25 protein-coding genes and 1 pseudogene are annotated in these 25628 nt (G+C 73.6%); 8 read left to right on the top strand and 18 right to left on the bottom strand.

Annotation, left to right across the window (positions count from 1 at the left end):
* Nucleotides 1–42 precede the first annotated feature (42 nt).
* The 7 genes from hpnH to ACQPZZ_RS20400 form a co-directional block, all read right to left on the bottom strand.
* On the bottom strand, nucleotides 43–1047 hold the full coding sequence (gene hpnH, locus ACQPZZ_RS20430) for an adenosyl-hopene transferase HpnH (protein ID WP_432920424.1): 1005 nt from the start codon (nucleotides 1045–1047) through the stop codon (nucleotides 43–45).
* Nucleotides 1047–2585 (bottom strand): 4-hydroxy-3-methylbut-2-enyl diphosphate reductase, encoded by a 1539-nt coding sequence (gene ispH / locus ACQPZZ_RS20425; protein WP_432920421.1) that lies wholly within the window; start codon nucleotides 2583–2585, stop codon nucleotides 1047–1049. The genes hpnH and ispH overlap by 1 nt, the downstream gene beginning before the upstream one ends.
* The gene (gene shc / locus ACQPZZ_RS20420) at nucleotides 2582–4495 is read right to left on the bottom strand and encodes a squalene--hopene cyclase (RefSeq protein WP_432920418.1); all 1914 of its coding nucleotides are present in this window, start codon (nucleotides 4493–4495) and stop codon (nucleotides 2582–2584) included. The genes ispH and shc overlap by 4 nt, the downstream gene beginning before the upstream one ends.
* On the bottom strand, nucleotides 4492–5928 hold the full coding sequence (gene hpnE, locus ACQPZZ_RS20415) for a hydroxysqualene dehydroxylase HpnE (protein WP_432920415.1): 1437 nt from the start codon (nucleotides 5926–5928) through the stop codon (nucleotides 4492–4494). Before hpnE ends, shc begins: the two co-directional genes overlap by 4 nt.
* The gene (locus ACQPZZ_RS20410) at nucleotides 5925–6965 is read right to left on the bottom strand and encodes a phytoene/squalene synthase family protein (RefSeq protein ID WP_432920412.1); all 1041 of its coding nucleotides are present in this window, start codon (nucleotides 6963–6965) and stop codon (nucleotides 5925–5927) included. Before ACQPZZ_RS20410 ends, hpnE begins: the two co-directional genes overlap by 4 nt.
* Nucleotides 6940–7791, bottom strand: coding sequence for a squalene synthase HpnC (gene hpnC / locus ACQPZZ_RS20405; RefSeq protein ID WP_432920409.1), 852 nt, complete (start codon nucleotides 7789–7791; stop codon nucleotides 6940–6942). Before hpnC ends, ACQPZZ_RS20410 begins: the two co-directional genes overlap by 26 nt.
* A 171-nt stretch (nucleotides 7792–7962) precedes the next feature.
* Entirely contained in the window at nucleotides 7963–8760 is a 798-nt protein-coding gene (locus tag ACQPZZ_RS20400) for a polysaccharide deacetylase family protein (RefSeq protein ID WP_432920406.1), read from the bottom strand.
* A 131-nt stretch (nucleotides 8761–8891) separates the two neighbouring features.
* Here ACQPZZ_RS20400 and ACQPZZ_RS20395 point away from each other — a divergent pair, with 131 nt between their 5' ends.
* Nucleotides 8892–10082, top strand: a complete 1191-nt coding sequence (locus tag ACQPZZ_RS20395) for an MGDG synthase family glycosyltransferase (RefSeq protein WP_432920403.1) — start codon at nucleotides 8892–8894, stop codon at nucleotides 10080–10082.
* Here the strand turns inward: ACQPZZ_RS20395 and ACQPZZ_RS20390 are convergent.
* Complete coding sequence (locus tag ACQPZZ_RS20390; RefSeq protein WP_432920400.1) at nucleotides 9994–10911, bottom strand: DMT family transporter; 918 nt, start codon at nucleotides 10909–10911, stop codon at nucleotides 9994–9996. The genes ACQPZZ_RS20395 and ACQPZZ_RS20390 overlap by 89 nt on opposite strands.
* Nucleotides 10912–11072: 161 nt before the next feature.
* Between ACQPZZ_RS20390 and ACQPZZ_RS20385 the strand changes: the two are divergent.
* Nucleotides 11073–11516, top strand: a pseudogene (locus ACQPZZ_RS20385) (SPW repeat protein); the annotation flags it as partial.
* Here ACQPZZ_RS20385 and ACQPZZ_RS20380 read toward each other — a convergent pair.
* From ACQPZZ_RS20380 to ACQPZZ_RS20350, 7 genes are all read right to left on the bottom strand, one after another.
* On the bottom strand, nucleotides 11431–11964 hold the full coding sequence (locus tag ACQPZZ_RS20380; RefSeq protein WP_432920397.1) for an FAD-dependent oxidoreductase: 534 nt from the start codon (nucleotides 11962–11964) through the stop codon (nucleotides 11431–11433). The pseudogene ACQPZZ_RS20385 and the gene ACQPZZ_RS20380 sit on opposite strands and share 86 nt — an antisense overlap.
* The gene (locus tag ACQPZZ_RS20375; protein ID WP_363638147.1) at nucleotides 11961–12872 is read right to left on the bottom strand and encodes a LysR family transcriptional regulator; all 912 of its coding nucleotides are present in this window, start codon (nucleotides 12870–12872) and stop codon (nucleotides 11961–11963) included. Before ACQPZZ_RS20375 ends, ACQPZZ_RS20380 begins: the two co-directional genes overlap by 4 nt.
* Before the next feature lie 68 nt (nucleotides 12873–12940).
* Nucleotides 12941–13780, bottom strand: a complete 840-nt coding sequence (locus tag ACQPZZ_RS20370; protein WP_432920393.1) for a serine hydrolase — start codon at nucleotides 13778–13780, stop codon at nucleotides 12941–12943.
* Between the two features lie 37 nt (nucleotides 13781–13817).
* Nucleotides 13818–15425, bottom strand: a complete 1608-nt coding sequence (locus ACQPZZ_RS20365) for an N-acyl-D-amino-acid deacylase family protein (RefSeq protein WP_432920390.1) — start codon at nucleotides 15423–15425, stop codon at nucleotides 13818–13820.
* A complete protein-coding gene (locus ACQPZZ_RS20360) occupies nucleotides 15422–16174 on the bottom strand; it encodes an amino acid ABC transporter ATP-binding protein (protein WP_432934464.1) in 753 nt (250 codons plus the stop codon). The genes ACQPZZ_RS20365 and ACQPZZ_RS20360 overlap by 4 nt, the downstream gene beginning before the upstream one ends.
* A 17-nt stretch (nucleotides 16175–16191) precedes the next feature.
* Complete coding sequence (locus ACQPZZ_RS20355; protein ID WP_432920387.1) at nucleotides 16192–17160, bottom strand: amino acid ABC transporter permease; 969 nt, start codon at nucleotides 17158–17160, stop codon at nucleotides 16192–16194.
* Nucleotides 17151–18035 (bottom strand): ABC transporter substrate-binding protein, encoded by an 885-nt coding sequence (locus ACQPZZ_RS20350; protein WP_432920384.1) that lies wholly within the window; start codon nucleotides 18033–18035, stop codon nucleotides 17151–17153. The genes ACQPZZ_RS20355 and ACQPZZ_RS20350 overlap by 10 nt, the downstream gene beginning before the upstream one ends.
* Nucleotides 18036–18240: 205 nt before the next feature.
* Between ACQPZZ_RS20350 and ACQPZZ_RS20345 the strand changes: the two genes are divergently transcribed.
* Nucleotides 18241–18840 (top strand): hypothetical protein, encoded by a 600-nt coding sequence (locus tag ACQPZZ_RS20345; RefSeq protein ID WP_432920381.1) that lies wholly within the window; start codon nucleotides 18241–18243, stop codon nucleotides 18838–18840.
* A gap of 70 nt (nucleotides 18841–18910) precedes the next feature.
* Here ACQPZZ_RS20345 and ACQPZZ_RS20340 read toward each other — a convergent pair whose 3' ends face one another.
* Nucleotides 18911–20623 carry a pentapeptide repeat-containing protein gene (locus ACQPZZ_RS20340; RefSeq protein ID WP_432920378.1) on the bottom strand — a complete coding sequence of 571 codons (1713 nt, stop codon included), beginning with the start codon at nucleotides 20621–20623 and terminating at the stop codon, nucleotides 18911–18913.
* 135 nt (nucleotides 20624–20758) lie between these two features.
* On the opposite strand from ACQPZZ_RS20340, the gene ACQPZZ_RS20335 reads away from it, so the two are divergent.
* The gene (locus ACQPZZ_RS20335) at nucleotides 20759–21622 is read left to right on the top strand and encodes an SDR family oxidoreductase (RefSeq protein ID WP_432920375.1); all 864 of its coding nucleotides are present in this window, start codon (nucleotides 20759–20761) and stop codon (nucleotides 21620–21622) included.
* Between the two features lie 60 nt (nucleotides 21623–21682).
* Here ACQPZZ_RS20335 and ACQPZZ_RS20330 read toward each other — a convergent pair whose 3' ends face one another.
* A complete protein-coding gene (locus tag ACQPZZ_RS20330) occupies nucleotides 21683–21883 on the bottom strand; it encodes a DUF3072 domain-containing protein (protein ID WP_363638131.1) in 201 nt (66 codons plus the stop codon).
* Nucleotides 21884–21942: 59 nt separating this feature from the next.
* On the bottom strand, nucleotides 21943–22479 hold the full coding sequence (locus ACQPZZ_RS20325; protein ID WP_363638129.1) for a hypothetical protein: 537 nt from the start codon (nucleotides 22477–22479) through the stop codon (nucleotides 21943–21945).
* Nucleotides 22480–22551: 72 nt separating this feature from the next.
* On the opposite strand from ACQPZZ_RS20325, the gene ACQPZZ_RS20320 reads away from it, so the two are divergent.
* From ACQPZZ_RS20320 to ACQPZZ_RS20305, 4 genes are all read left to right on the top strand, one after another.
* Complete coding sequence (locus tag ACQPZZ_RS20320; RefSeq protein WP_363638127.1) at nucleotides 22552–22695, top strand: hypothetical protein; 144 nt, start codon at nucleotides 22552–22554, stop codon at nucleotides 22693–22695.
* A gap of 154 nt (nucleotides 22696–22849) precedes the next feature.
* Nucleotides 22850–23491 carry a GOLPH3/VPS74 family protein gene (locus tag ACQPZZ_RS20315; RefSeq protein WP_432920371.1) on the top strand — a complete coding sequence of 214 codons (642 nt, stop codon included), beginning with the start codon at nucleotides 22850–22852 and terminating at the stop codon, nucleotides 23489–23491.
* A gap of 26 nt (nucleotides 23492–23517) precedes the next feature.
* Nucleotides 23518–24990 carry an APC family permease gene (locus tag ACQPZZ_RS20310; RefSeq protein WP_363638123.1) on the top strand — a complete coding sequence of 491 codons (1473 nt, stop codon included), beginning with the start codon at nucleotides 23518–23520 and terminating at the stop codon, nucleotides 24988–24990.
* A complete protein-coding gene (locus ACQPZZ_RS20305; protein ID WP_432920368.1) occupies nucleotides 24987–25586 on the top strand; it encodes a GNAT family N-acetyltransferase in 600 nt (199 codons plus the stop codon). The genes ACQPZZ_RS20310 and ACQPZZ_RS20305 overlap by 4 nt, the downstream gene beginning before the upstream one ends.
* Nucleotides 25587–25628: the final 42 nt, after the last annotated feature.

Raw genomic sequence — 25628 nt, 5'->3', positions numbered from 1 at the left:
CAAAGCGAACAGGCCCCTGCCGCGTAGGACCGAAGCACGGTCCTACGTGCCGCGGAGCGCGCGCAGGGACTCGCGCAGCGAGCCGAGGGTGGCGAAGACCGCCGTCGGCTCGTAACCGCAGTGCGCCATGCAGTTGGCGCAGCGCGCGTCCCGCCCCCGGCCGTAGGAGCTCCAGTCGGTCTCCTCGACCAGCTCCCGGTAGGTCTTCGCGTAGCCGTCGGCCATCAGGTAACAGGGCCGCTGCCAGCCGAACACCGAGTAGGACGGAATCGCCCAGGCCGTGCAGGGGAAGTCGGCCCTCCCCTCCAGGAAGTCGAGGAACAGCGGCGAGTGGTTGAACCGCCAGCGCCTGCGGTTGCCGCCCGCGAACGCGGCGCGGAACAGCTCCCGCGTCTGCCGCACCCCCAGGAAGCAGTCCTGGTCGGGCGCCTTCTCGTAGGCGTACCCCGGCGAGATCATCATCTGGTCGACACGCAGGTCGTCGTTGAGGAAGTCGAGCACCTCGATCACGGTGCGCGGGCTGTCCCCGGCGAAGAACGTGGTGTTGGTGGTGACGCGGAAGCCGCGCCTCTGGCACTCGCGCACCGCCGCGACCGCCTCGTCGAACACGCCCTCCTTGCACACCGACGCGTCGTGCCGCTCGCGCAGGCCGTCGATGTGGACCGCCCAGGCGAAGTACGGCGACGGCGCGAACCGGTCGATCTTGCGCGGGATCAGCAGCGCGTTGGTGCACAGGAAGACGTACTTCCTGCGCGCCACCAGCTCCTCGACCATCTCCCCGATCTGGGGGTGCATGAGCGGTTCCCCGCCGGCGATCGACACCATCGGGGCGCCGCACTCCTCGACGGCGGCCACCGCCTGCCCGACCGGCATGCGCTGCTTCAGCACGCCGGCCGGGTGCTGGATCTTCCCGCAGCCCGCGCATTTCAGGTTGCACGCGAACAACGGCTCAAGCTCGACCAGCAGCGGGAACCTCTCCCGCCGGCGCAGCCGCTGGGCCAGGATGTACGCGCCCACGCGCAGGCTCTGGCGTACGGGCATCGGCATCAGGGCCGCACCTCCTTCGGCAATGTGAACTCGACGTTCTCCTCGGTCACCCGCCGTTCCTCCACCTCCAGCGGGCCGAGCCCGCCGAGGGCGGCCACGACGGCGTCCACCATCGCGCCGGGGGTGGACGCCCCGGCGGTGAGCCCGACCGTCCGCGCGCCGCGCAGCCAGTCGAGCGCGACGTCGCCGGGGCCGTCGACCAGGTGGGCGAGCGGTGCCCCGTCGTGACCGGACCGCGCGGCGACCTCGGTGAGGCGCAGGGCGTTGGACGAGTTGGCCGAGCCGACGACCAGCACCAGGTCGGCCTCCGCGGCGACGGCCCGCACCGCGTGCTGCCGGTTGGTCGTCGCGTAGCAGATGTCGTCGCCGCGCGGCCCCTCGGCGTCCGGGAAGCGGCGCCGTATCGCCGCCGCGACCCGCCCCGCCTCGTCGGCCGCCAGCGTGGTCTGGGTCAGGTAGGCGACGCCGCGCCCCCGCGGCACGTTCTCCACCACGGCCGCCACTCCCGCTTCGTCCTCGACCAGCACGCCCGCGCCGGGCACCTCCCCGAGCACGCCCTCGACCTCCTCGTGCCCGGCGTGGCCGATCAGCACGACGAGGTCGCCCCGCGAGGCGAACCTGCGGGCCTCCGCGTGGACCTTGGCGACCAGCGGGCACGTCGCGTCGACGACGCGCAGCCGGCGTCGTGCCGCCTCCTCCCGCACGGCGGGCGCCACGCCGTGCGCGGAGAAGACGGTCACCGCGCCCTCCGGCACCTCGGCCAGGTCGTCGACGAACACCGCGCCGCGCCGCTCGAGGTCGCGTACGACGTGGACGTTGTGCACGATCTGCTTGCGCACGTACACGGGCGCGCCGAACCGGTCCAGCGCGCGTTCCACGATCTCGATGGCCCGCTCGACCCCGGCGCAGAACGAGCGGGGTGACGCGAGCAGGACCCGGCGGGGACCCAAGGCCGCCGCCCACCGCGCCAGGACCGGGCCGATCGCGGCGAGCGTGCGCCGCGCGGCGACCGCGCCGGCCAGGGTGGCGAGGTTCAGCAGGGGGGCGTCGGGGGTGTCCACGATGACCCGCACCGCCGCGAACGGCCGCCCGCCCGCGGCCGCCGCCAGGGGAGCGCTCTCCATGTCGACGGCGGAGGCGCCCGCGCGGGCCAGGACGAGCCGGTCGCGGCCCGTCACCATCCCCGGCGAGGTGACGAGCGGGCCGGTGCGGGCGGGCAGCCCGGCGCGGGTGAGTTCTCCCGCCAGCAGCGGGGCAGACGGGCACGGCCAGACCCGGCCGCCGGAGCGGACCTCGGTGGCGACCAGCACGTCCCCGGGACGCAGGCCGTCGTGCAGGGCCCCGCCGAAGCCGGTGACGGCGAGGGCGGCGGCCGGCGGGAGCAGGGCCGCCGCCCGCGCCGCCCGGTCCGGGCCCATGCCGATCCGGACGACCCGGACACGCGGATGGCCGTCCCCGAGATCCGGCCGATACCGCAGGCCACGGGCGACGGCCCGGGCCTCCATCCCCAGCGCGGTGCACACGATCAGGTCTTTCATGACGTCCCCTCCCGCGCCCGCAGGTAGCGGCCGAGCGCGCTGACCGGGAAGACGAGCCGGTAGAGGTGGTAGTTGATGAAGAAGTCGCCGGGAAAGCCCGTCCCGGTGTAGTGCGGCTCGTCCCACGTGCCGTCCGGGCGCTGGCTGTCGGCCAGCCAGGCCGCCCCTCTGTCCACCGCCCGGCCACGCTCCCCGGCGGCGAGCAGGCCGATGAGGGCCCAGGCCGTCTGGGAGGCGGTCGGCTCGCCCCGCCCGATCCAGGCGGGGTCGCGGTAGGAGCGCATGTCCTCGCCCCAGCCGCCGCAGGGGTGCTGACACGCCTCCAGCCAGGCCACGGCCCGCCGTACGGCGGGGGCGCCGGGCGGCACCCCGGCCGCCGCGAGGGCGGGCAGCACCGCCCCGGTGCCGTACACGTGGTTGGCCCCCCACCTGCCGAACCAGGAGCCGTCGGGCTCCTGCGCCCGCAGCAGCCACATCACGGCGCCCCGGACGACGGGGGAGCGGGCCAGGCCCTCGGCGGCGAGCGCCTCGACCACGTGCGCGGTCACGTCGGCCGAAGGCGGGTCGATGACCGCGCCGAAGTCGCAGAACGGCAGCCGCAGGCACAGCTCGCGGGTGTTGTCGGCGTCGAAGGCGGCGAAACCCCCGTCGCGGCAGGCCATCCCGGCCATCCAGCGCAGCCCCCTCTCGACGGCCGGCCGGGCGTCGGGCCGGCCCCAGCGGCGCAGCGCGAGGATCACCTCCGCGGTGTCGTCGACGTCGGGATAGCCGTCGTTGTCGAACTCGAAGGCCCAGCCGCCCGGCGCGAGGCCGGGGCGCCGCACCATCCAGTCGCCCGGTCCCCGGATCTCCTCCCGCAGCAGCCACTCGCCCGCCCGGGTCAGCGCGGCATGGTCGCCGGGCAGGCCGGCGTCGAGGAGGGCGGTCATCGCGAGCGCGGTGTCCCAGACCGGCGACTGGCACGCCTCCAGCCTGCGCGTGCCGTTCTCCCTGATGGTGAACCTGTCCAGCCCGGCCAGGCCGGCGCGCATGACGGGATGGTCCAGGCCGTACCCGCTCAGGCTCAGGGCGATCAGCGAGTAGACCCAGGGAGGCTGGATGCCGCCCCACGAGCCGTCGGCCTCCTGCCGGGCCACGACCCACTCGGCGGCCCGCCTCAGCGCGGCGCGGCGGAGTCCGGCCACCGGGCGGCGCTCGTAGCGGTGCAGGGCGCGGTCGAGGGCCGCGAACACGGCGTCCCAGCCGGTGCGCGGGCCCCGCCGCGCCACCTGCCCGCCGGTGATGTCCCGGCCTGAGATGTCCAGGCCTGAAATGTCACCGCGCAGCTCCGGCAGGCCGAACGGCAGCGGGCGGACCGGGCGGTGCGCGGTCACGATCGTGAGCGGGACGATGGTCTGCCGCGCCCAGCAGGCCCAGTCGTACACGTTGAGCGGGCACCACGGCGGCAGGAACATGATCTCCGGGGGGATGACCGGCAGGTCCTCCCACCGCCAGAGGCCGAACAGCGCGAGCCAGATCCGGGTGAAGACCCGGGCCGACTCGACGCCGCCGGCCCCGCGCACGTACGCCGCCGCGGCCCGCATGTGCGGCGCGGAGGGCGGGTCGCCCGCGAGCCGCAGCGCGGTGTACGCCTCGACGGTGGTGGACAGGTCGGCGGGTCCTTCGTGGAAGTTGGCCCAGGTACCGTCTTCGCGCTGTTGCGACCTGATCCACCGGGCGGCCTCGGCGGTCTCCTGCGCGGTCCGCACGCCCAGGAACTCGCGCAGCAGAAGGTCCTCGGCGTCCATGGTCACGTTGGTCTGCAACTCGCCCTTCCACCACCCCTCGGGCGTCTGCAGGCCGAGCAGGTGGTCGCGGGCCGCCGCCAGGGCGGTCGCGGCGCGGGCGGCGCCGGTGGCGACCGCGGTCACGGCGCCCACTCCCGTGCCCACTCCCGTGCCGAGATCCGCCCGAGATGCCGCCTGACGAGACGGGCCGCCTGGAGTCCGCTGCGCACGGCTCCCTCCATCGTGTCGGGCCAGCCCGTGTCGGTCCACGCGCCGGCGAGGAACAATCCCGGCCACCGGGTGGCCGCGCCGGGGCGCAGCCCGCCGCTTCCCGGGACCTGCCGGAAGGTCGCCCGCCGTTCCCTGGTGATGAACAGGTCCACGACCCGCGCCTCCCGCGCGGCCGGGAGCAGCCGCTCCAGTTCGGGCAGGAACACCTCCCGCATCACGGCGGTCGGCACGTCGATCCAGTGCCGCGCCGCCGACACCGAGACCGTCAGGTACTGGCCGCGCGTGAGCCCGCCCGCCGCGGTCCTGTCGAAGATCCACTGCACCGGCGAACCGACGACCGCGGCGAACGGCAGCCGGGTGACCGGCCGGTCGTAGACGACGTGCACGTTGACGATCGGGCTCGCGCCGAGACGCGCCCAGGCGTCCCGTTCCGGCGCGGCCTCGGCCGGCACGAGCCGCGCGGCCTGCCCGTGCGGGGTGGCGACGACGACGGCCGCCGCCTCGACGTGCCGGCCGCCCACGAGGATCGACGGTCCGTTCGGGCCCGGCGGAGACGGCAGCACCCCGTCGACCTTCGCCGCCAGCCGCACCTCGCCGCCCAGCCGGGCGATGGCCGAAAGCGCGGCGCCGCCGTGCAGGTCGCCGAGCGGCACGGACGGCACGCCGATGTCGGCGGCGTCGGCGCGGCCCAGCAGCGCCGTCCTGAAGACCATCGCGGCCGGCCCCAGCGCCGCCTCCTCGGACGGGATGTTGAGCGCGGCCACCGCGAACAGGTCCCACAGCGCCCGCCGTACGCTCTCCCGCTGGCCGTTGGCGGCCAGCCAGCCGCCGAGCGCGACCCGGTCGAGGGCGGGCTCCGCCGGGTCGAGCCCGCGCAGCGCGAGCGCGCCGCGCACCGCGCGCAGCCGGTCGGCGGGGGACAGCAGGCGGTAGCCCGCGAGCGCGGGCAGCAGATGGAGCGGCCCGGGCAGCGCGGACCGGCGCAGCCGTCCCCGTCTGCCGTGCGGAGTGAGCACGCTCACGTCGAAGCGCTCCTGCAGGCGCACCCGCCCGGTCCCGCCGAGCCGGTCGAGCAGCCCGCGGTAGGCGGTGCAGCAGCGCAGGAAGACATGCTGCCCGTTGTCGGCCGTCAGGCCGCCCCTGGCGAAGGAGTGGGTGGCCCCGCCGAGCCTCGGCCTGGCCTCGTAGAGGGTCACCGGCCAGCCGGCCTCCGCGAGCGCGAGGGCCGCGGTGATGCCGGCGAGGCCGCCGCCCACCACCGCCACGGGCGGGACGGCCCCGCTCCCCATGCCGTTCAGCGGGCCGTTGCCCATGCCGTTCATCGGGCCGTTCATCGGGCCGTTCATGGGCCCGCCCCCGCGATCGCCCGCGCCGCGACCATCGCCTTCGCCCACGGCGTGAGCGACACGCGTCCGTCCAGCGCCCGCCCCGGGTCGGCGGCGATGCGGGCGAGCAGGCGCCGGTAGATGCCCGCCATCGCCGCGGTGCAGGCGGCGCTGCGCCGGTCGAGCAGCGGGATCAGGCGCATCCCCTCGGCGTACCAGCCGAGCGCCCGCCCGGCCTCGTACCGGATGAGCCGTGCCAGCCGCTCGGGCGGGTCGGCGAAGGCCCCGGACCCGTCCAGGTCGAGCGTGCAGCCGAACCTGCGCAGGTCGTCGGCGGGCAGATACACCCGGCCCGCGCAACGGTCCTCGCGCAGGTCCCTGAGCACGTTGGTGAGCTGAAGCGCGACCCCGAGGGAGTCCGCGAACCGCGCCGCGCGCCGCAGCGTCCCTCCTCCGGCGCCGTCGCGTCCGTCCACCCCGGAGGCGAGGCCGAACACGCCGAGCGACAGCCGCCCGATCGACCCGGCGACCTCCCTGCAGTAGCCGACGAGGTCCTCGTACGACTGGTAACACGCGCCCGCCACGTCGGCGGCGCATCCGTCGATCAGCTCCTCGAACGCCTCCAGCGGAACGGGGAAGCGCGCGGCGGTGTCACGCAGGGCCACCAGCACGGGGTCGGCGGGATCCGGCCCCGGCGCCCGCAGGCCCGCGCGCGCCTCCTCCAGCGCCGACAGCCGCGTGTTCACCGGCCCGGCCGCGTCGCCGATGTCGTCGATCCTGCGGGCGAAGGCGTACAGCGCGCAGAGCGCGCGGCGCTTCGACGGGGCCAGCAGGCGGATTCCGTAGGCGAAGTTGCGCGCCCGGGCGCGCACGACGCGCTCGCAGTACCGGTAGGCCACCGGCACAGGCACGAGCACCGGCATCGGCCCGGGCACCGGCTCGGAAATGGGCGTGACGGGGCGCAGCGCGTGGCCGGTCGGGTCGTCGCCCACGCGACGCGGCGTCGGGCCGGGCGGGCGATCGGGAGCGGGATCAGGAATCGCGCCGGGAACCGTCACCGTTCACCTCCTTCAGCACGCGCACCCATTCGCTCAGCACCGCGCGGCGGCGCGCGCGGACCGCCCGGCCGAGGACGTCGTGCCGGCCGCGATCCAGCGCCGCGAGCGCCGCCCGGCCGCCCGCGACGTACCCGGCGACCGCGGTACGCGCGAAGCCGCTCAGCGTCTCCAGCAGCGGCATGCCCTCGTCCAGCAGGGTGGCGGCGCGGCGGGCCTGCAGGGCGACCGCCCGGCGCAGCCGCGGGCAGGCGTGGGAGGCGGCGAGGTCGGCCTCGCGGCAGCCGAACCTGCGCAGGTCCTCGGCGGGCAGGTAGACGCGGCCGCGGGCGTGGTCCTCACCCACGTCCTGGCAGTGCTCGATCACCTGCAGCGCGGAGCAGATGCGGTCCGACAGCCGCGCCCGCTCGTCGGTGGCCACGCCGAAGACGTGCAGGACGATCCGGCCGACCGGGTTGGCGGACAGCTCGCAGTAGGCCAGCAGCTGCCCGAAGGTGTCGTAGCGCCGCACCACCTGGTCGCGCCGGTTGGCCTCGACGAGGTGGAGGAAGGGCGCTCTCGGCACGCTCCGCCCGGTGACCAACGGCGCCAGCGCGCGTACGGCGGGCAGCCGCGGGCTCCCCCCGGCGTACAGGCGGCCGAGGTCGGCCTCCACCGCGTCGAGCAGGGCGGGCCGATGGGCGGGATCCGCCTCGTCGCCGACGTCGTCCACGTAGCGGGCGAAGCCGTACACCGCGATCAGGTCGCGGCGGTACGCGCGCGGCAGCAGGCGGGAGGCCACCGGGAAGTTCTCCCGGCGCGCGGCGTCGCGTACGTCCGCTGCGGACATGCCTGAAGAATCTCCACCGCAATTCGCCACAAACCCGGACAGGTCGGGCAGGTGTTTTACGTGGGTAACCCCGGAGGAAAAGCGGCGTACACGAGCAGGCGGCGCCCGGAGAGAACGGCAAAAACACGGTCGAGAACAACGGCGGGAGCGCGCGGCTCTTTTCCCCGGACTTCACGCTTCCGGCCGCGGGTAAAGAGTTGCCCGGACCGGAAGCCGGTGCGGCCGCGCGCCGCCGGGTACAACCCCGGTCCGGGACGTGTGCGGGCGGCCGACGCCGTGGGCGCCGAGCGGTCCGACACGGAGCCCGGCGGCGCGGCAGCGGCCGACCACGCCGGCGAGCGCGCCCAGCGCCGAGCGCCAGGAACCCGGGGCGGAGGTGTGGTCGCAATCGTGCAGCAGCAGCGTCGCCCCGCCGCGCAGACCGGGCTCCAGGGTGCTCAGCACCGATTCCGGCGTGGCACGCTCCGTCCAGTCCCGGCCCCAGGCCGTCCACAGGACCGGCCGCAGGCCGTGCCATCGGGCCGCGAGCAGTGCCTCGGCGCTCAACACCCCGTACGGCGGGCGGTACCACGAGGGGCGTACGCCGGTGACGGCGGTGACGAGGCGCACGGCCCCGCCCATCTCCGCCGCGACCCTGCCCGGCCGGGTGACCAGCGTGTTGTCGTGCCGCCAGCCGTGCACGGCCACCTCGTGACCGGCGCGCGCGATGCTCCGTCCGACCTCGGGGTGGCGGCCGAGCATCTCGCCGAGGAGGAAGAAGGTCGCCCGGCACCCGAGCCGGTCCAGTTCGTCCAGGAACAGCGGGGTCGAGCGCGGGTCCGGCCCGTCGTCGAAGGTCAGCGCCACGTGCCCGGGATCGCCCTCGCCCGCGAGGGACGGCAGCAGGCGGCGGACCGGGGGCAGCCAGGTCGCCCCCGGCCCGGCGTGGAGCAAAGCCAGGCCGGCGGCGACGAGCGCGTGATGTCTCAATCGACCCTCCATCGCGTGGAGACTCCGGCGCCTTCCCGTGTCCGTTCGGTTCCTTCAGTGTCGCCCAGTGCCTGTCCAGTGTCCGTCGGTCGCCACCGGGGCTCCACACGGCCTGCCGGGGAAGGAGGGCCATGACGACAGCAGCGCCCGCGCCGCCCGTGGGGACGGTGCTCATCGTCAGCGCCTCGATGGGAGCGGGCCACGACGCCGTGGCCGCGGAGCTGGCCCGCCGTCTGGCCGCCATCGGCGCGCGTGCCGAGACCGTGGACGTGCTCGCCCTGCTGCCGCTGCGGCTGGGCGCGCTGATGCGGTGGTGGTACCGCGGGGTGATGCTGCGGGCGCCATGGCTGTACGCGCTGGTCTACCGCGTCTTCTTCGTCTCGCGCCGGGCCCCCTCCACCTCGCCGCTGACGGTGGTGGCCGCTGCCGGGCTGGCCCGGGTGGTGCGCCGTCTGCGGCCCTCGGTGGTCGTGCCCGTCTTCCACGTGGCCGCGCAGGCCGCCGGGCATCTGCGGGCGCGGGGGCGGCTCGCGGTGCCGAGCGTGGTCGTGCTGACCGACTTCGCCGTGCACCGCCTGTGGCTGCACCCCGGCAACGACCGCTACCTGTGCCCGGACGCGGCCACCGCCCTCGCCGTGACGGCCGCCGTCGGCCGCCCGGCCTTCCGGTGCGCCCCGATCGTCCGCCCCTGGTTCGCGGCGCCGGGGTTCGCGGTGCCGGGGCCCGGGGCGCCGGGGGCCCGGGCCGGCGCGGCGGACGTCCGGGCCCGGATCGGCCTGCGCGACGGCGATCGGATCGTGCTCGTCTGCGCGGGATCCTGGGGAGTCGGCCGGGTCGCGGATACCGCCCGGACCCTGGCCCGTTCTGGCCGGTACGCACCCGTCGTGCTGTGCGGGCGCAACGAACGGCTGCGCCGCCGGCTCGGCCGCCTGCTCGGCGGCGCGGCGGGCGCCGCCCTCGGCTGGCGGGACGACCTGGCGGACCTGCTCGCCTCCGCGTACGCGCTGGTCGACAACGCCGCCGGACTGACCTGCAGGGAGGCGTTCGCGGCGGGGGTGCCCGTCGTCACCTACCGGCCCATCGCGGGTCACGGCGGGGACGGGGTGCTCGCGATGGCGCGTGCCGGGGTGAGCGTTCATGCGCGCCGCCGCGCGGACCTGCTGAGGGCGCTCGACCGGCTCGAACCCGGCCTGCCCGGGCGGGCCGCGCTCACCGCGCGGGCGGCCGCCCTGTTCACCGCGGCGCCGGCCGAGTCCCTTCTTCTCCCGGGCCTTCCGCTCCCGGGTGACGCCGTGCCCCGGCCATGCGCGCCTGCTCCCTGATCGGCGCGGATCTCGACAGCAGCACGCTGCCGTACAGGATGAGGGCCATGCCCGACAGCTCGGGCAGCACCCACGGGCCGGTGCGGATGTCCTCACCGAACATCGCCACGCCGTACGCGGTGCTGGCCACGGGGTCGGTCACGGTCAGCGCGGGCTGCACGGCGACGAGCGGACCGCTGTGCAGGGCGTTCTGCAACAGGAACAGGCTGCACAGGCCGGCGGCCACCATGGCGTACAGCGACCAGGAGCCGGCGAGCGTCCGCACGCCCGCCGGCAGGTCCTCCACCGTGCGCTTCATCAGGACGGCGGTGTAGGCGAATCCGAGACCCGCGGCGGCCCCGAGCAGCACCGCCCGGGCGGGCCCGTCGGCGGCGATCGCGGCGGCGACGCAGCCGGCGAGGAGCCCGGCGGTCACGCCCGCCGAGATCACCCAGGTCAGCAGGCCGGGAAGCCGGTCGCCCGGGGTGGGTGACGCCGCCGCGAGAAACCCGGCCAGGCCCGCCGTCAGCGCGCCGATGGCCAGCCACGTCTGAGGGGTGACGCGAACCCGGAACATCCAGCCCGCCACGAGCATCGTGATCGGCAGTTCCGCGACCAGCAGGGGCTGGACGAGCGCGAGCCCTCCGGAGGTGAGGGCGGCGGCCTGCAGCAGGAAGCCTGCGATGAGCGCGGCGATGCCGCCCAGCCACGCGGGCCGGCGGACGAGGTCCCAGATCAGGCCGGCCCGGAACGCCTCGTCGGCCGGGGCGCTGCGGGCGGCCCGGCGCTGCAGCACGGAAGCGACGGCGTTGGCCGCCGCCGCGAGCACCGCCAGGACAACAGCGATCATGACCCAGCGCCTCGTCTCCGGCCTCTCTTCGCGGGCTCTCTCGCTCGAGGCCCTACCGCTAACCTCCCCTGCGACGCCCGCCGCATGTCGCCTTAGACGCTCCGAAACGTATTTATCCGTCTATTGCAGAATTAGCACGCAATTATTAATCAGAATCGAGAATGCCGGGAGTTTGGGGGGTATGGCCGTCGGCACAAACGCACGCAGCAGGAAAGGCGGAACCAGACATGGTTGGACCCACCGGCCTCGAGCGTCATCCCGACGTCGCCGAACTGCGCCAGACCTACGACCGGGCGGGCTCGACGGCCCCCGCCCAGGTATTGGAAGGGCTGGCCTTCCTGGCCGGGCTCTATCTGGCCCTCTCGCCGTGGATCGTCGGGTTCTTCGGATTCCGGGGCATGACCGTCAACAACCTGATCACCGGTCTCGTGATCAGCGCCCTCGCTCTCGGGCTCGCGTCCGCCTTCGGCCGCACCCACGGAGTGGGGTGGCTGCTCCCGATGCTCGCCGTCTGGGCGATCATCTCGCCCTTTGTGCTGCGCGCGGGACGTGAGGCCACGGCGACGACCATCTGGAACAACGTGGCCATCGGCGTCGTGACCCTTGTGCTGGGAGCCGCCGCGCTGGCGATGGCGATGGCGTTCCGCCGGCACGAGCGGGGCGAGCGCAGCGCGCGCAGGCTCGGCAACTGGTGACGGAACCGGTGCCCGGCTCGCCAGGAGGCGGGCCGGGCACCGCTCGCTTCACCCGCCGCACGCCCTTCGCCGGAACGCGGACGATCAGCCGCCTTGGGGGCTCACCTGCCCGAGGGCGGTCGGAGCCCGGCCGGTGTCGCCGGGAAACGCGCGCAGGCGCGCCAGGGAGAAGGCCGCCGATTCCGTGGCGTTCCACGAGCGTGACCCGGTGGCCCCTCGCGGCCAGCTCGGCCGCGGCGGACAGGCCCCAGGCGCCGGCCCAAACTACCGTGCACCGCACGTGATCACTCCGTCCTGTCTTCGCGCCGTGTCTCTGCGCCGTGTCTCTGCCCTGGTGCTCGCCCGGCGGACGGCTCATCGGAGGGTGACGCTGAGCCGGGCCGAGGCGTCCCTGAGGTAGTCGGCGAACGCGCGCAGGGCGGGATTGGGATTGGTGGGGCGCAGGGCGGCGCCGATTCGCCGGTAGAGCTTGGGCCCCTCCACCTGGCACGCCTGGATGCCCGCGGCGCCCTGCACACCGAGGCTCGGCACGAGTGCCACGCCGAGCCCGGCCCGCACCAGGCCGAGCGTCACCTCGTAGTGGTCGCTGCGGCAGCGGATGGTGGGCGTGAACCCCTCCAGGGCGCTGGCCCGCTCCAGCACCGACACCGGGGTCTCGGTGCCGAACGTGGTGATCCACGGTTCGTCGGCCAGGTCGGTCAGCCGGGCACGGGGCCGGTGCCCCACGGGGTGGCCGAGGGGCATGACGAGGAGCTGCGGCTCGTCGAACAGGTGGACGACCTCGACGCCCTTGGGCGCTTTCCAGGGATCCAGCGCGTGCTCGAACACGACGAGCACGTCCAGCTCGCCGCGCTCAACGTCGGGCAGCAGCTCGTGCGGCTGCCCGAGCACCAGATCGAGCTCGACGCCCGGATGGCGGGCCGTGAAGGACGACAGTGCCATCGGCAGCAGCCGGTAGCCGGCCGAGGCGAAGAACCCGATGCGCAGCTGCCCGGCGTCCGCCCGCGCCTGCGCGAGCAGGTCCTTCTCGGCGGACTCGATGAGGTCGAGCACCTCCTGGGCCCGCCCGGCCAGGCGGCGGCCCGCCGCGGTCAGCCGCAGGCTGTGCGCGGCCCGCTCCACCAGCCCGACCCCCGCCTCCTCCTCCAGCCGGGCGAGCTGGTGGGAGACGGCGGACGGCGACAGCCGCAGGTTCTTGGCGGCTCCGGCGATGCTCCCGGTCCTGAAGACCTCCAGGAGCACCTTGAGGCGGTGACTGCTGAGCATGCCCCCAAGTATCGGCTCCATTCAGCATGCACCGAGCCTTCGCGCCCTGCCTGACGTGCTCCGACGGGCTAGAGGACGGCGGCGGCGACGGCGAGGCCCGCCTGCCGGATCGCCTGCACCAGGCCGTGCTCGCGGCCCGCCGGTCCGTGCGCGAGCACGGCGTAGCCCTCCCACCGCGCCCCGGCAATGACGCCGACGTCGGCCCGCGTCCCGGCGTCCGTGCCGGTCTTGTTCGCCACCCACACCCCGGCGGCGTACGGCAGGGCCACCGGCGGGTCGCGGTCCTCGGGCTCGTGCGGGAGCAGCGCGGGCACCAGCGCGCGGTCGGTGTTGTGCGCCATCCAGCCGAGCAGCAGCCGCTGCCACGGCTCTCGGCCGTACGCCAGGGACCGCATGAGCCCGGCCAGCTCGCGTGCCGTGCCGCTCGCGAACGCCGGCGGGTGCTCGGGCAGCCGCGGCTCGCGGATCGTGTCGTGGATCCGGGTCACGGCCAGCCCGAGCGCGGCGGCGGCCGCGTCCACCCGGCCGAGCCCGAGCCGCCGCAGCAACGCGTTCGTCGCGGTGTTGTCGCTGACGGAGGCGGTGAGCAGCGCGAGGTCGCCGGCCGTCCAGACGCGTGCCGAAAGATCGGTCAGCAGGCCCGAGCCGCTCGCGTAGTCCTCGTCGAGCAGCGTCACCGGCTCGGCCGGGTCCACGACGCCCGCCGCCACGTCCTGGGCGAGCGCCGCGAGCAGCAGCACCTTGCCGGTGCTGGCCAGCGGCAGCACGGCGTCCTCGTTCAGGCCGAGCACCCCGGGAACGCAGACGGCCAGCGTGCCCGGGCAGGCGGCCGCCGCCTCCTCCAGCCGCGCCGCCCCCGGCGCACGGGAGTCCGTCCCGCCCACGCCGCCGGTGTCCTTCCCGCTCATGACGTCATCCCTTCCCCGGTCGCTCTCACAGTGCCTCTCACAGGGCCAGCACCGCACCCGGGCGGGCGCCGGTCTCCTCGCCGTCGCGCACCACGACCTCGCCGCCGGCGACGACCGCGTCGATCCCCGCGGGCGGCAGCAGCGGCTCGGTGAACGTCGCCAGATCGGCCACCGCCGCGGGGTCGAAGACCACCAGGTCGGCGTGCGCGCCGTCGCGGATCACACCGCGGCCGGTCAGCCCGAACCGCGCCGCGGCCATCCCGGTCATCTTGTGCACCGCCTCCTCCAGGCCGAGCAGCCCCAGCTCCCGGACATAGCGGCCGAGCACCCGCGGGAACGTCCCGGCCCATCGCGGATGCGGACGCCCGCCGGGCTTCGGCACGCCGTCCGAACCGATCATCGCGTACGGCGCGGCCAGCACCCGCCGCACGTCCTCCTCCACCATCGAATGGCTGATGATCGTCACCTCGCCGGCCTCGGCCACCAGCAGATCGGCGGCCACGTCGAGGGGGTCGGCGCCCGCGGCGGCCGCGAGGTCGGCGATGGTCCTGCCCTCGGTCCGCGGGTGGCGGGGCGCGCACGCCACGGAGATGCGGTCCCAGCCGCCGTTGCCGACCGTGTTCTCCCAGCCCGGCACGCCCTCCGCGATGGCACGGCGCATCCGGTCGCGCTGGACGGGATCGCCGAGCCGGGCCGTCAGCGCCCCCAGGCCGCCGTCGTTCGCCCAGGGCGGCAGCATGGCGGCCAACGCCGTGCTGCCCGCCGTGTAGGGGTAGACGTCGCAGGTGACGTCCATGCCCTCGGCGCGCAGCGCGGCGATGCGCGGCAGCGTGCGCTCGGTGCGGCCCCAGGCGTACCGGCCGGCGGTCTTGTGGTGCGAGACGTGCAGCGCCGCGCCGCTGCGCCGGGAGATCTCGATCGCCTCCTCCAGCGCCTCCTCCACGCGCGACATCTCGTCGCGCAGGTGGGTGACGTACGGCTTGCCGTGCCGGGCGGCCACCGCCGCCAGCGCCACGACCTCGTCGGTGCCGGCGTACGAACCCGGGGTGTAGATCAGGCCGGTGGACAGCCCGGCCGCCCCCTGCGCCAGCGAGGCGTCGAGCAACGCGCACATCGTGCGCAGCTCGCCGGGCCGGGCGGGCCGGTCCACGGGGCCGAGCACGCCCGCCCGGAGCGTGCCGTGCCCGACGAGCGAGGCCAGGTGGTTGGCCCGGGGCACCCCGGCGTGCGCGGCGGCGAAGCCCGCGAAGTCGGCGTACGCGCCGACGTCGCCGCCGAAGGTGATCCGCGTCTCGGCCCGCATGGCGGGCAGCCGCTCCGGCAGGGCCGGGAACAGGCTGGACCCGCAGTTGCCGCAGATCTCGGTGGTCACGCCCTGCAGCACCGACGCCCGCACCAGCGTGGAGCCGCCGCCGGACGGGCCGAGCAGCGTGACGCCGTCGGAGTGCGTGTGGACGTCGATGAAGCCGGGCGAGACCACGCGTCCGCGCGCGTCGATCACTTCGGCCGTGCCCGTAAGGGGGGCCTCGCCCGGGGCCAGCACGGTCAGCCGCCCGGCGGCGATCCCGACGTCGGCGGCCCTGCCGGGGCGGCCGGTGCCGTCGACCAGCAGGCCGTTCCGGACGACCAGGTCGAAGCCGTTCACCGGACCTGCCCGAGGAAGGCGCGCAGCCGCTCGTGGCGGGGCGCCGCGAGCACCTCGCGCGGGTCGCCGCGCTCGACGACGACGCCGTCGTCCATGAACACCAGCTGGTCGCCGACCTCGCGGGCGAAGTTCATCTCGTGGGTGACGACCATCATGGTCATGCCGGTCGCCGCGAGATCCCGCATCACGGCCAGCACCTCCTGCACGAGCTCGGGGTCGAGCGCGCTGGTCGGCTCGTCGAACAGCATGAGGCTGGGCCGCATGGCGAGGCTGCGGGCGATGGCCACCCGCTGCTGCTGCCCGCCGGACAGCTGGGCCGGGTAGTGGTGGGCCCGGTCGGCAAGGCCGACGCGTTCCAGCAGCTCCTGCGCCTGCCGCCTGGCCTGTGCGGCGGGTGTGCCCAGCACGGTGACCGGCCCCTCCATCACGTTCTCGATCGCGGTGCGATGCGGGAACAGGTGGAAGCGCTGGAACACCATGCCGATGCCGCGCCGCTGCCGGGACAGCTCGGCCGGGCGCAGCGCGTGCAGCCGGCCGCCGCGCTCGGCGTAGCCCATCAGCTCGCCGTTCACCCAGATCCGGCCCGAGTCGATCGTCTCCAGGCGGTTGACGCAGCGCAGCAGGGTCGACTTGCCCGACCCCGACGGGCCCACGACGCACACCACCTCGCCCGCGGGGACGTCGAGGTCGATGCCCTTGAGCACCTCCAGCGAGCCGAAGCGCTTGCGGACCGCGCGGATGCGCACCATCGGCTGGTCCTGCGCGTTCACGAGGACTCCTTCGACGACAGGGGCTCCTTCGACTGGGACTCCTCGGGCGACCGGGGCTCCTTGGACGGCAGCGGGGACAGGTTGCGGCGGACCCGGGAGGACAGCCGCACATGGCCGCGCTCGAACCGTTTCTCGACGAAGTGCTGGCCGACGCTCGCGATGGTGGTGAGCACGACGTACCAGATCGAGGCGACCACGAGCATCGCGATGACCTCGAAGTTGCCGAGGTAGATGCGCTGCGCCACGGTCAGCAGCTCGGCCCCGGCGATCACCGAGACCATCGAGGTGGTCTTCAGCATCGAGATGAACTGGTTGCCGGTCGGCGGGATGATCACCCGCATGGCCTGTGGCAGCACCACGCGGCGCAGGACCTGCCGGTGCGACATGCCGAGCGACTCGGCCGCCTCCCGCTGGCCCGGGTCGACCGAGCGGATGCCCGCACGGACGATCTCCGCCATGTACGCGCCCTCGTTGATGGCCAGGCCGAGCAGCGCGGCGGTGAACGGCGTGATGACGGCGTTCGCCTGCCACTCGATCAGCTTGGGCCCGCCGAACGGCACGCCGATCGCGAAGGTGGGGAAGACCAGCCCGATGTTGAACCAGAAGATGAGCTGCACCAGCAGCGGCGTGCCGCGGAAGAACCACGTGTAGAGCGCGGAGGTGCCGCGCAGCACGGGGTTGTCCGACAGCTGCATGACGGCGGCCAGCACGCCCAGCGCCAGGCCGATGGCCATGGACAGCACGGTGAGCTGGATCGTCACCCACAGGCCGCCGAGGATCCTGCCGTCGCCCAGGTAGGCGACGATCACGTCCCAGTGCAGGTTCTCGTTGACGATGACCGTGTAGGCCAGCCAGACGAGGAAGAGGAGGGCGACGGCCGCCCCCAGCCACCTGCCGGGCCGTACGGGGCGCACGGCCTCGATCGGCAGCTCGGCGCCGGCCGCCTGCTCCCGGGTCACTTCCACGGCTGGGTGTTGACCAGCACGCCGTCGACGGCGTTGGCCGTCACGCCGTACTTGTCGAGCACGGCCGTGTAGCCGCCGTCGGCCTGGAGCTCCTCCATCGCCTTGGCGACCGCGTCGCGCAGCGCCGTCTTGCGCTTGTCGACGGCGATGCCCCACGGCCCGGCGTCGTACTGGTCGGGCAGCACGTCGTACTTGCCGGTGTCCTTGGCGTACATGACGGCGACGGGGTAGTCGACGATCGTCGCGGCGGCGCGCCCGGAGTCGATCGAGAGCAGGCCGGTGGGCGCGTCCTCACTCTGCATGATCTTCATCTTCGTGGCGCACTTCTCGTTCTGCTTCTCGCCGATGGCGAGGTTGGAGCTGCCCTTGGCCAGCACCACCGTGCGGCCGCACAGGTCCTCGAGGTTCTTGATCCCGTCGGGGTTGCCCTTCTTCACCATGATGGCGCCGCCGGCGTTGAAGTAGTCGACGAAGTCGACCGCCGCGCGCCGCTCCTCGGTGTCGCTCATCGAGGACATCACCATGTCCCAGCGCCCGCCCTGAAGGCCGGGGATGAGCCCGTCGAAGGCCGCGTTGGTGATCGAGAACTTCAGGCCGAGCTTGGCCGCGATGGCCGCGCCGAGGTCGGGGTCGACGCCGGTGAGCTCCTGGGTGCCCTCCTTGTACATCTCCATCGGGGGGTAGCCCTCGGACGTGGCGACCCGCAGCGTGCCCGTCTTGCGCACGTCCTCGGGAACCAGGTCTTTGGCGGTCTTGCCCGTCGTCGCCGCCGCGTTGTCGCCCGCGGCGGCCCCCGACGACGAACGCCCGCAGCCGCCGGCGAGCGCCGACACGACCAGCGCGCCAGCTATGGCCATATATAGGCGCTTTGTCATGGAACCTCCTGTTTTGCGAACGATTGAGCTTATGCTGACGACAGGAGGTAACAGCTGTAACAATCGTGAACGCTTGCGGTCCTGAGCATCGAAGTCTTCGACGCTCCGCCCGGCGGTGTCCTTCCTCGTGACGCGGCGAACGGGAACGGCGCCACACCCAGCCGGCTGCAAGTGACCCACAAGTTGCGATCGTTACGTTCCGAACATGAGGAAAAGATCGTCTGCTCTGGCCGCCCTGTCCGCCGTCGCCATGCTGGCCGTTCCCGTCGCCGCCCCGGCCGCGGCGGCGCCGGCCGGGGCCTCGCCGGTCGCCGCGGCCCCGCAGGCCCGCGGGACCGCGGCCCTCTCCTTCCGCGGCATGAACCTGAGGATCCCGTCCGCATGGAAGGTGCGCCGCTACGCGGACACGGTCAGGGTGATCACCGGTGCGTGCGCCGATCCCGAGTACTTCTACGGCGACTGCAAGGGCTTCTGGCTGGTCGGCCCCAAGACACTGGGCTATTGGGGATACACCGGCAAGACCCAGTACATCCCCACGCTCGCGCAGCCGTCGTGTCCCTTCGGCGGGCTCACCCCCGTGGTGTTCGCGGACAGGGCCGGTTCGAAGGGGCTACGGCAGGCCGGGCGTGGGCACACGGCCAGGTACACGGCCTGGCGCGACTACTGCGAGCCGCAGGGCAGTTCCGGGCGCAAGGTGAGGTTCACGCAGCGGGAGTGGTTCCTGCCGACCTCGAAGATCCTGGTGGCGGACCTGTGGGACCACAAGGAACTGTCCGGCCTGCTCAAGAACGCCACCTGGAGCTGACCGGGAACGCCTGCCCGCCCGCTCCGCTGCCGGGACCGGGAGCCGGCCGGCGCGGCGCTTGCCCCGGCTCTCAGCCGCCCAGCCCGTGCGCCGGGCGGGACGCGGACGCCGCGGGCCGTACGACCGCGACCCGGGCACGCTGAACGTTCGGCTTGCCCGCCGGACGCGCCACGGCGGTCCAGCACACCGCGCCCACGGCGAGAGCCGCCACCAGCGTGAGCCACCCCAGGGCCCGCCCCGCGCGCAGGCCGTACCCGCAGGCGAGCCAGTACAGCGACAGGAGCATCCGGGCCCGGCCACGGGGGCTGCCCAGCCGCCGCATCTCCATCGCGCCGAACGCGAAGTCGTCCGCCACGCGCGCGTCGTCGACGCCCGGCCGCAACCGCTCGTACAGGACCGCCAGGCGCGCCGGATCGGACGCCCGATCCCCGGCAGGGCCGGCGGACGGCCCGTCCACCCCCTGCGACGGCCATCCCCGCCACAGGTGCTCGTCGGCGATGACGCGGCGGCGGCTCCACCACCGGACGGGCGGCCACCCCAGGCGCAGCCCGAGCCCGCCAGGGGGCGCGGCGAACAGGCATTCCCGCAGGCGCAGGCCCTCGGGACGGCGCAGCCCGCCGAGGCCGCACGCGCGCAGATCGGCCCCGGTCAGCGTGAGCGCGCCCGCGTCGAGGCCGTCGAGCGAGGTCACCCGCAGCCGGCCCGCGCGCCGCGCGACGGCCGCGGGCCCGGCGAGCGTCGCGTCCCGCAGGTCGACCTCGGCGTCCGACAGCCGCGCGGCGAGCCGGCCGAGGACGGCCGCCGAACGCAGCACCACCCGGCACCCGCCGGTGTCGAGGTGCAGCGGCGCGCAGGCCCGTACGCCCGCCAGCGACAGACGCCGCACGATCCGCATCGGGCCGAGGTAGGCCGCCCCCTCGAAGCGGGCGTGCTGGAACTCGGCGCTCGCTGCGCAATCCGAGCCGCGGAAGGAGACGGCCCGGTGGAACCGGGCGCCGCGGAAGCAGGCGTCTCCATGGAAGGCGGCCCCGTCGAACACGGCGAACCCGTGGAACTGCGCGTGCTGGAACGACGCGTTCCCCGCCTGCCGGAACGACGCGTTCCCCGCCTGCCGGAACGACGCGTTCCCTGCCTCCTGGAACGACGCGTTCCCTGCCTCCTGGAACGACGCGTTCCCTGCCTCCTGGAACGACGCTCGCGGCAACGGCGCGTCCCGGGACGGCTCGGTCGCGGTTTCCCCGGACGGCGGGGCGCCGAACGGCCCCGCCCCGAACCGTGTCTCCCCGAACCGCGCCTCACCGAACAGGGCGTCGCCGCGCACCGTGACGTGGTCGAACGTGGCGTGACCGCACACCCGCGCGTCATGCAGGGACAACTCCCGCAGGAACCGCGCATCCCGGAAGGAGACGTTGCGGAGGAACCGGGCGCCGTAGAACGAGGCGAGACGGTCGAACCTGGCGTGGCCGAAGGTCGCGTCGCCGGCGAAGACGACCTCGCCGAAGCGGGCCGGGCCGGTGAAGACCGCCCGGTCGAACCTCGCCCTGCCCAGGCGGCCCTCAACGCCGTCGAGGACCCACGCGAGCAGGTCCTCAGACAGGAGGGTGCCGCGCAGGTCGAGAGCCTGGCCGGGCGTCAGGCTCCGCAGCACCTCGGCCGTCTCGGCCGGCGTGAGGTGCGCCAGGCACCTGCCGTACGGCTCCTGGGCGACGCCCAGGCACTCGGGCATGGCGTCGCACGTTCTCCAGACCACGTCGAGCGGAGCGATCCGCGACCGGGGTGTCATGGCAACGTCATACCCGATGTCCCGTCTCGGGACATTAAAGCGTGATGGATAGGTAACAGTGTGTGTCCGCCGCGTGATCGACGCCGTGCCCGCGGGCGGCCGTTTGCCCTGGACGGGCAGGGGTACCCGACGTGCATGCCTGAGCAGCCGAACTCCACACCGCCACCGCAGACGCAGCCGTACCCGGGCCGGACGGGCGAGATGACGCCCGAGCCCAGGGACGAGATGCGCGACTACGCCGGACGCGACCTGCTGGCCGGCAAGCGCGCCCTCGTCACCGGCGGCGACTCCGGCATCGGGCGGGCCGTCGCCGTGGCGTTCGCCAAGGAGGGGGCCGACGTCGCGATCGCGTACCTGACCGAGCACGAGGACGCCGAGCACACCAGGAAGCTCGTGGAGCAGGAGGGCCGCCGCTGCGTGACCATTCCCGGCGACCTCGCCGATGCCCGCCACTGCGAGGAGGTCGTGGAACGCACGGTCCGCGAGCTCGGCGGCATCGACGTGCTCGTGAACAACGTGGCCACGCAGACCCCCGTGCAGTCGTTGGAAGAGCTGCCGGACGAGCAGTGGGAGCACACCTTCGCGGTCAACATCCACAGCTACTTCCGGGTGACCAAGGCCGCGCTGCGGCACATGCCGGAGGGCGGCTCGATCGTGAACACCTCGTCGATCAACGGGCTGCGCGGCAACAAGACCCTGATCGACTACTCCGCGACCAAGGGTGCGATCAACGCGTTCACCTACTCGATGGCCCAGGTGCTGGTCGAACGGGGGATCAGGATCAACGCCGTGGCCCCCGGACCGGTCTGGACGCCGCTCATCCCGTCGACGTTCCCGGAGGAGAAGGTGGACAAGTTCGGTCAGCAGGTGCCGATGGGCCGGCCTGCCGACCCGGACGAGATCGCTCCGTCGTACGTGTTCTTCGCCGCCAACCGGCTGTCGTCGTACTACACGGGCGAGGTCCTCGCCCCGATCGGCGGCGAGACGCTGCCCGGGTGACGGCGCCGGTGGAGCCGAAGGGCCGCCCGCGGAAGACCCCGGGCGGCCCTTCGGCGTGGTTCACCCGTTCTCGTTCAGGCGGCGGCTCTGGTCCTGCAGCTCGTCGATCAGCCGGGAGGCCTCGGCCTTGCTGAGTCCCTCCGGCACGTCCCGCCCGGCCTCCCTGGCCAGCGTGCGCAGGTAGGACTCCTGCGGCGCGGTCATCGGCTCGTCCCCGGTCGCCCACTCCTCGGGGTCCTTCTCCACAGGTCCTCGGTCCATGACTCCTCCATTGTCGAACTGCCGTTCGCTCTACCCGTCGTCGTGGTACGTAACCCGAATCACCGCGCGGCGGGATGGCGCAGGTAGCGGGCGCGGGTGAGCTCGGACTCGGCGGGCTCCGCCCGTCGCCGCAGCATCCGCGCGGCGAGCACGCCGCCCGTGGCGCATCCCGCGGCCAGCGCCGCCGCCGCGGCGAACATCGAGCCGGTCCGGGTCGACGGAGGCTCGGGCCGTACGGCGCGGGCCCGCCAGGCGCGCAGCCACATCGCTTCGGCCGCCGCGTCGAGAAGATAGGTGGGCCGGATGCGGCCCGTGGGCACGTAGACCAGATCGACGGCGAGCAGCGTCGCCGCCGTGGCCATGCCCAGACGGCGTGCCTGGTCGGCGCCGCCGGGGCTGGACGCGCCGCGGATCTGCGTCCACCCGATACCCACGAGGAGCCCGGCGACCGTGCGTTCCAGCCATCGGTCGGTCTTCGCGCCGAACACTTTCTCGAAGCTCGGCAGGTGCAGGAGCGGCCACAGCCCGCCCGCCATGTTGAAGAGCCCGTGGGCGCGGGCCAGGGCCGCTGCGCCCCTGTCGTCCTGGGTGGTCATAGGCCGACGATGCCCGGCCGAAAAACGGACAAACCGCGCTCGGTTCGGTGCGCGGGCCGGGGGTAGGCGCACATGGAGCAGCAGCGGGAGGACACCATGCCGGGAAATTTCAAGATCCGGCCGCTCGGGGGAGCGGCGGGCTGCCTCATGATGATCGTCATCTCGGTCGTCGCGTCGATCCTGCTCACGATCCTGGCCAACGTCCTGCTTCGCTGACCGGCCGGCGCACCCTGGATCGTGATTGCGTCAGCCGAAAACCGGATTCCGGCCGGCTTAAATGATATATAGCGCGCCAATAATACGAAATTGTCCATGTACCACGAATTCGCGCGCTGACAGATAGAACAATTCGCCTATATCATCGCCGACCGTGGCTGAAGGCGATCTTTCGAGCCCGTCCCTTGTCGATGATCTCTACTTTGTCCTGCACGACAATGCGACGGGTCATCCGTTGCTTCATTCCCGGCTCACCGGGCTGGTGCTGGCGAGCGGGGTCCTCGGAGAACTAATGATCGCCGAGCGCGTGGCGCTCGACGTCGCCGCGACCCCCGAACGCCTCTACGCGACGGTCCAGGAGGCCGGCGGCGACCCGCTCACCCGCGCGGTGCTCAGTCACGTCATCGCCGAGCCATACCACCCGGTCGGCACGTGGCTCCTCTTCTTCGCCCGCACGATCTACGCCGACGTCACCGCCAGGATGATCGCCGCGAAGCTGCTGAAGCCTCCGGTCAGGCACCTGCTGAAGCATCAGCCCGCGGCGCCGGCGGACGTGAACACCGCCGCATGGCCGCTCGCCCGCCTGAACCTCGCCGTGCAGCGGCGCAGGACGCCGGTGACCCAGGACTGCCTCCTCCTGGGGCTCCTGGCCGCGGCCGGCTGCGCCCAGCGGGTCCTGTCCGAGCACGATCCCCCGTTCGTGGCCGCCGCGACCGCCATGCTCCCCCTACCGCTGCAGAGACTCATCGCCCAGACCAAGGTCGCGGTCGGCGAGGCCGTCATCAGCCGCCGGTGACCCCACCCCCTAACACGGAGTTCCAGGTGTCCCTCACACAGCAACGGCCCAGCGCCGTCACCGCCGCACTGGCCGAGGACCGGCTCGGCGTGCCGTCCATCGTGTTCTTCGTCATCTCCGCGGCGGCGCCCCTGATGGTCGTCGCGGGGTCGGTCCCGACGGCGTACACGGTGACGGGCGTCATCGGCGTCCCGTTCGCGTTCCTGCTGCTGGGCGCCGTCTTCGCGCTCTTCGCCGTCGGATACGTGACGATGGCCAGGCACGTGGTCAACGCGGGCGCCTTCTACGCCTACGCCGCGCAGGGTCTCGGCCGCACCCAGGGAGTCGCGACCGCATGGGTGGCTCTGCTGGCGTACAACGCGCTGCAACTCGGCCTCTACGGAATCATCGGATCGGCGGCCGAGCCGCTGCTCACCGACTGGTTCGGCGGCTCGCCCCCGTGGTGGGTGATCGCGCTCGTGGCCTGGGCGCTGACCGGCGTGCTCGGCCTGCTGCGCGTGGAGGTCAACGGCAAGATCCTGTCCATCCTGCTGATCAGTGAGATCGCCATCGTGCTGCTGTTCGATTTCGGCGACGTGACGCACGCCGCCGCGGGCGGTCTCAGCTTCGAGGGCTTCACCCCCGGCGCGCTGTTCGTGCCCGGCGTGGGCGCGGCGCTCGCCACCGTCGTCGCGGGGTTCGCCGGTATCGAGTCGTCGGTGGTCTTCGCCGAGGAGTCCAAGGACCGCCACAGGACGGTGCCCATCGCCACCTACCTGGGCATCGCGATCATCGCCGTGCTGTACTCGTTCTCCGCCTGGGCGCAGACGGTGCCGACCGGGCCGGACGGGATCGTCAAGGCCGCCTCGGAGCAGGGGACCGAGCTCATCTTCAACCAGGCCGCCGCCCACCTGGGCTCCGCCGTCTCGACCATCGGCTCGGTGCTGTTCGTGACCAGCAGCGTCGCCTGCATGATCGCCTTCCACAACACCACGGCCCGCTACATCTTCGCTCTGGGCCGGGAGAACGTCCTGCCCTCGGTCTTCGGCCGCACCTCGGCCCGCACCGCCGCTCCGATCGCCGGGTCTCTGCTGCAGACGGTGCTCGGGCTGATCGTGATCACCGTGTACGCGGTCTCCGGCCTCGACCCGGTCACCAAGATGTTCTTCATCTTCGGCACCTTCGGCGGTCTCGGGCTGCTGACCCTGCTCACCGTCACCTCGATCTCGGTGATCGTGTTCTTCTCCCGTGACCCCCGGGGGGAGACGACCTGGCGCACCCGCGTCGCCCCGGCCTTGGCGATCCTGGCGCTCTGCGTGATCATCGGTCTCACCCTCGTCAACTTCGACACGGTCCTCGGGGTCGAGCCCGACTCGATCCTCCGCTGGGTCCTGCCCGGGATCTTCGTCGTGGCGATCGTCTTCGGCCTCGTCTGGGGCCGGGTGCTGAGGTCGACCCGGCCCGAGGTTTACGCCAACATCGGCCTGGGCGCGCGGGCCGTCGGCGGGGGCGTCAAGTGACCGCCGAGATCACCCGGCTGGCGGACGCGGACGCGGCCGGCGGCCTCATCGCCGACACCTTCCACACCGACGAGATCACCAGATGGCTCATCCCGCGGATGGACGACCGCCTGCCGATGCAGCGGCGGTTCTTCACCATGTGGGCCGGGCACGCGCTGGAACACGGCGACGTCTACGGCCTCCACGAGTCGGGCGAACTGGCCGGTGTGGCGGTCTGGTTCGCCGCGCCGTTCCCCGAGATCCCCGGTGAGCAGGAGGCGATCGCGTCCTTCGCGGGGGAGAACGCCGGACGTTACCGTCTCCTCGGGGAGCTGATGGACAAGCTGCACCCGCAGGAGCCGCACCACTACCTGGCGTTCATCGCACTCAAGCGGGGGAGGACCGGCCGCGGCCTGGGCAGCCTGCTGCTGGAGGAACACCACCGCAGGCTCGACGCCGAAGGTATCGCGGCCTATCTGGAGGCCAGCAGCCAGGCGAGCCGGCGGCTCTATCTCCGCCACGGCTACGCCGACATGCCCGAACTGGTGCGGCTGCCCGATGGTCCGGTCATGTACCCCATGTGGCGCGAGCCCCGCTCGTCCGCGCAGCCCGGATAACCGCACAGCCCGCGAACCACCGAGGCCGGAAGACGGGCGGCG

Source organism: Microbispora sp. CA-135349, assembly GCF_050947365.1.
Lineage (GTDB): Bacteria > Actinomycetota > Actinomycetes > Streptosporangiales > Streptosporangiaceae > Microbispora.
This window is presented reverse-complemented; position numbering and strand designations above follow the sequence as displayed.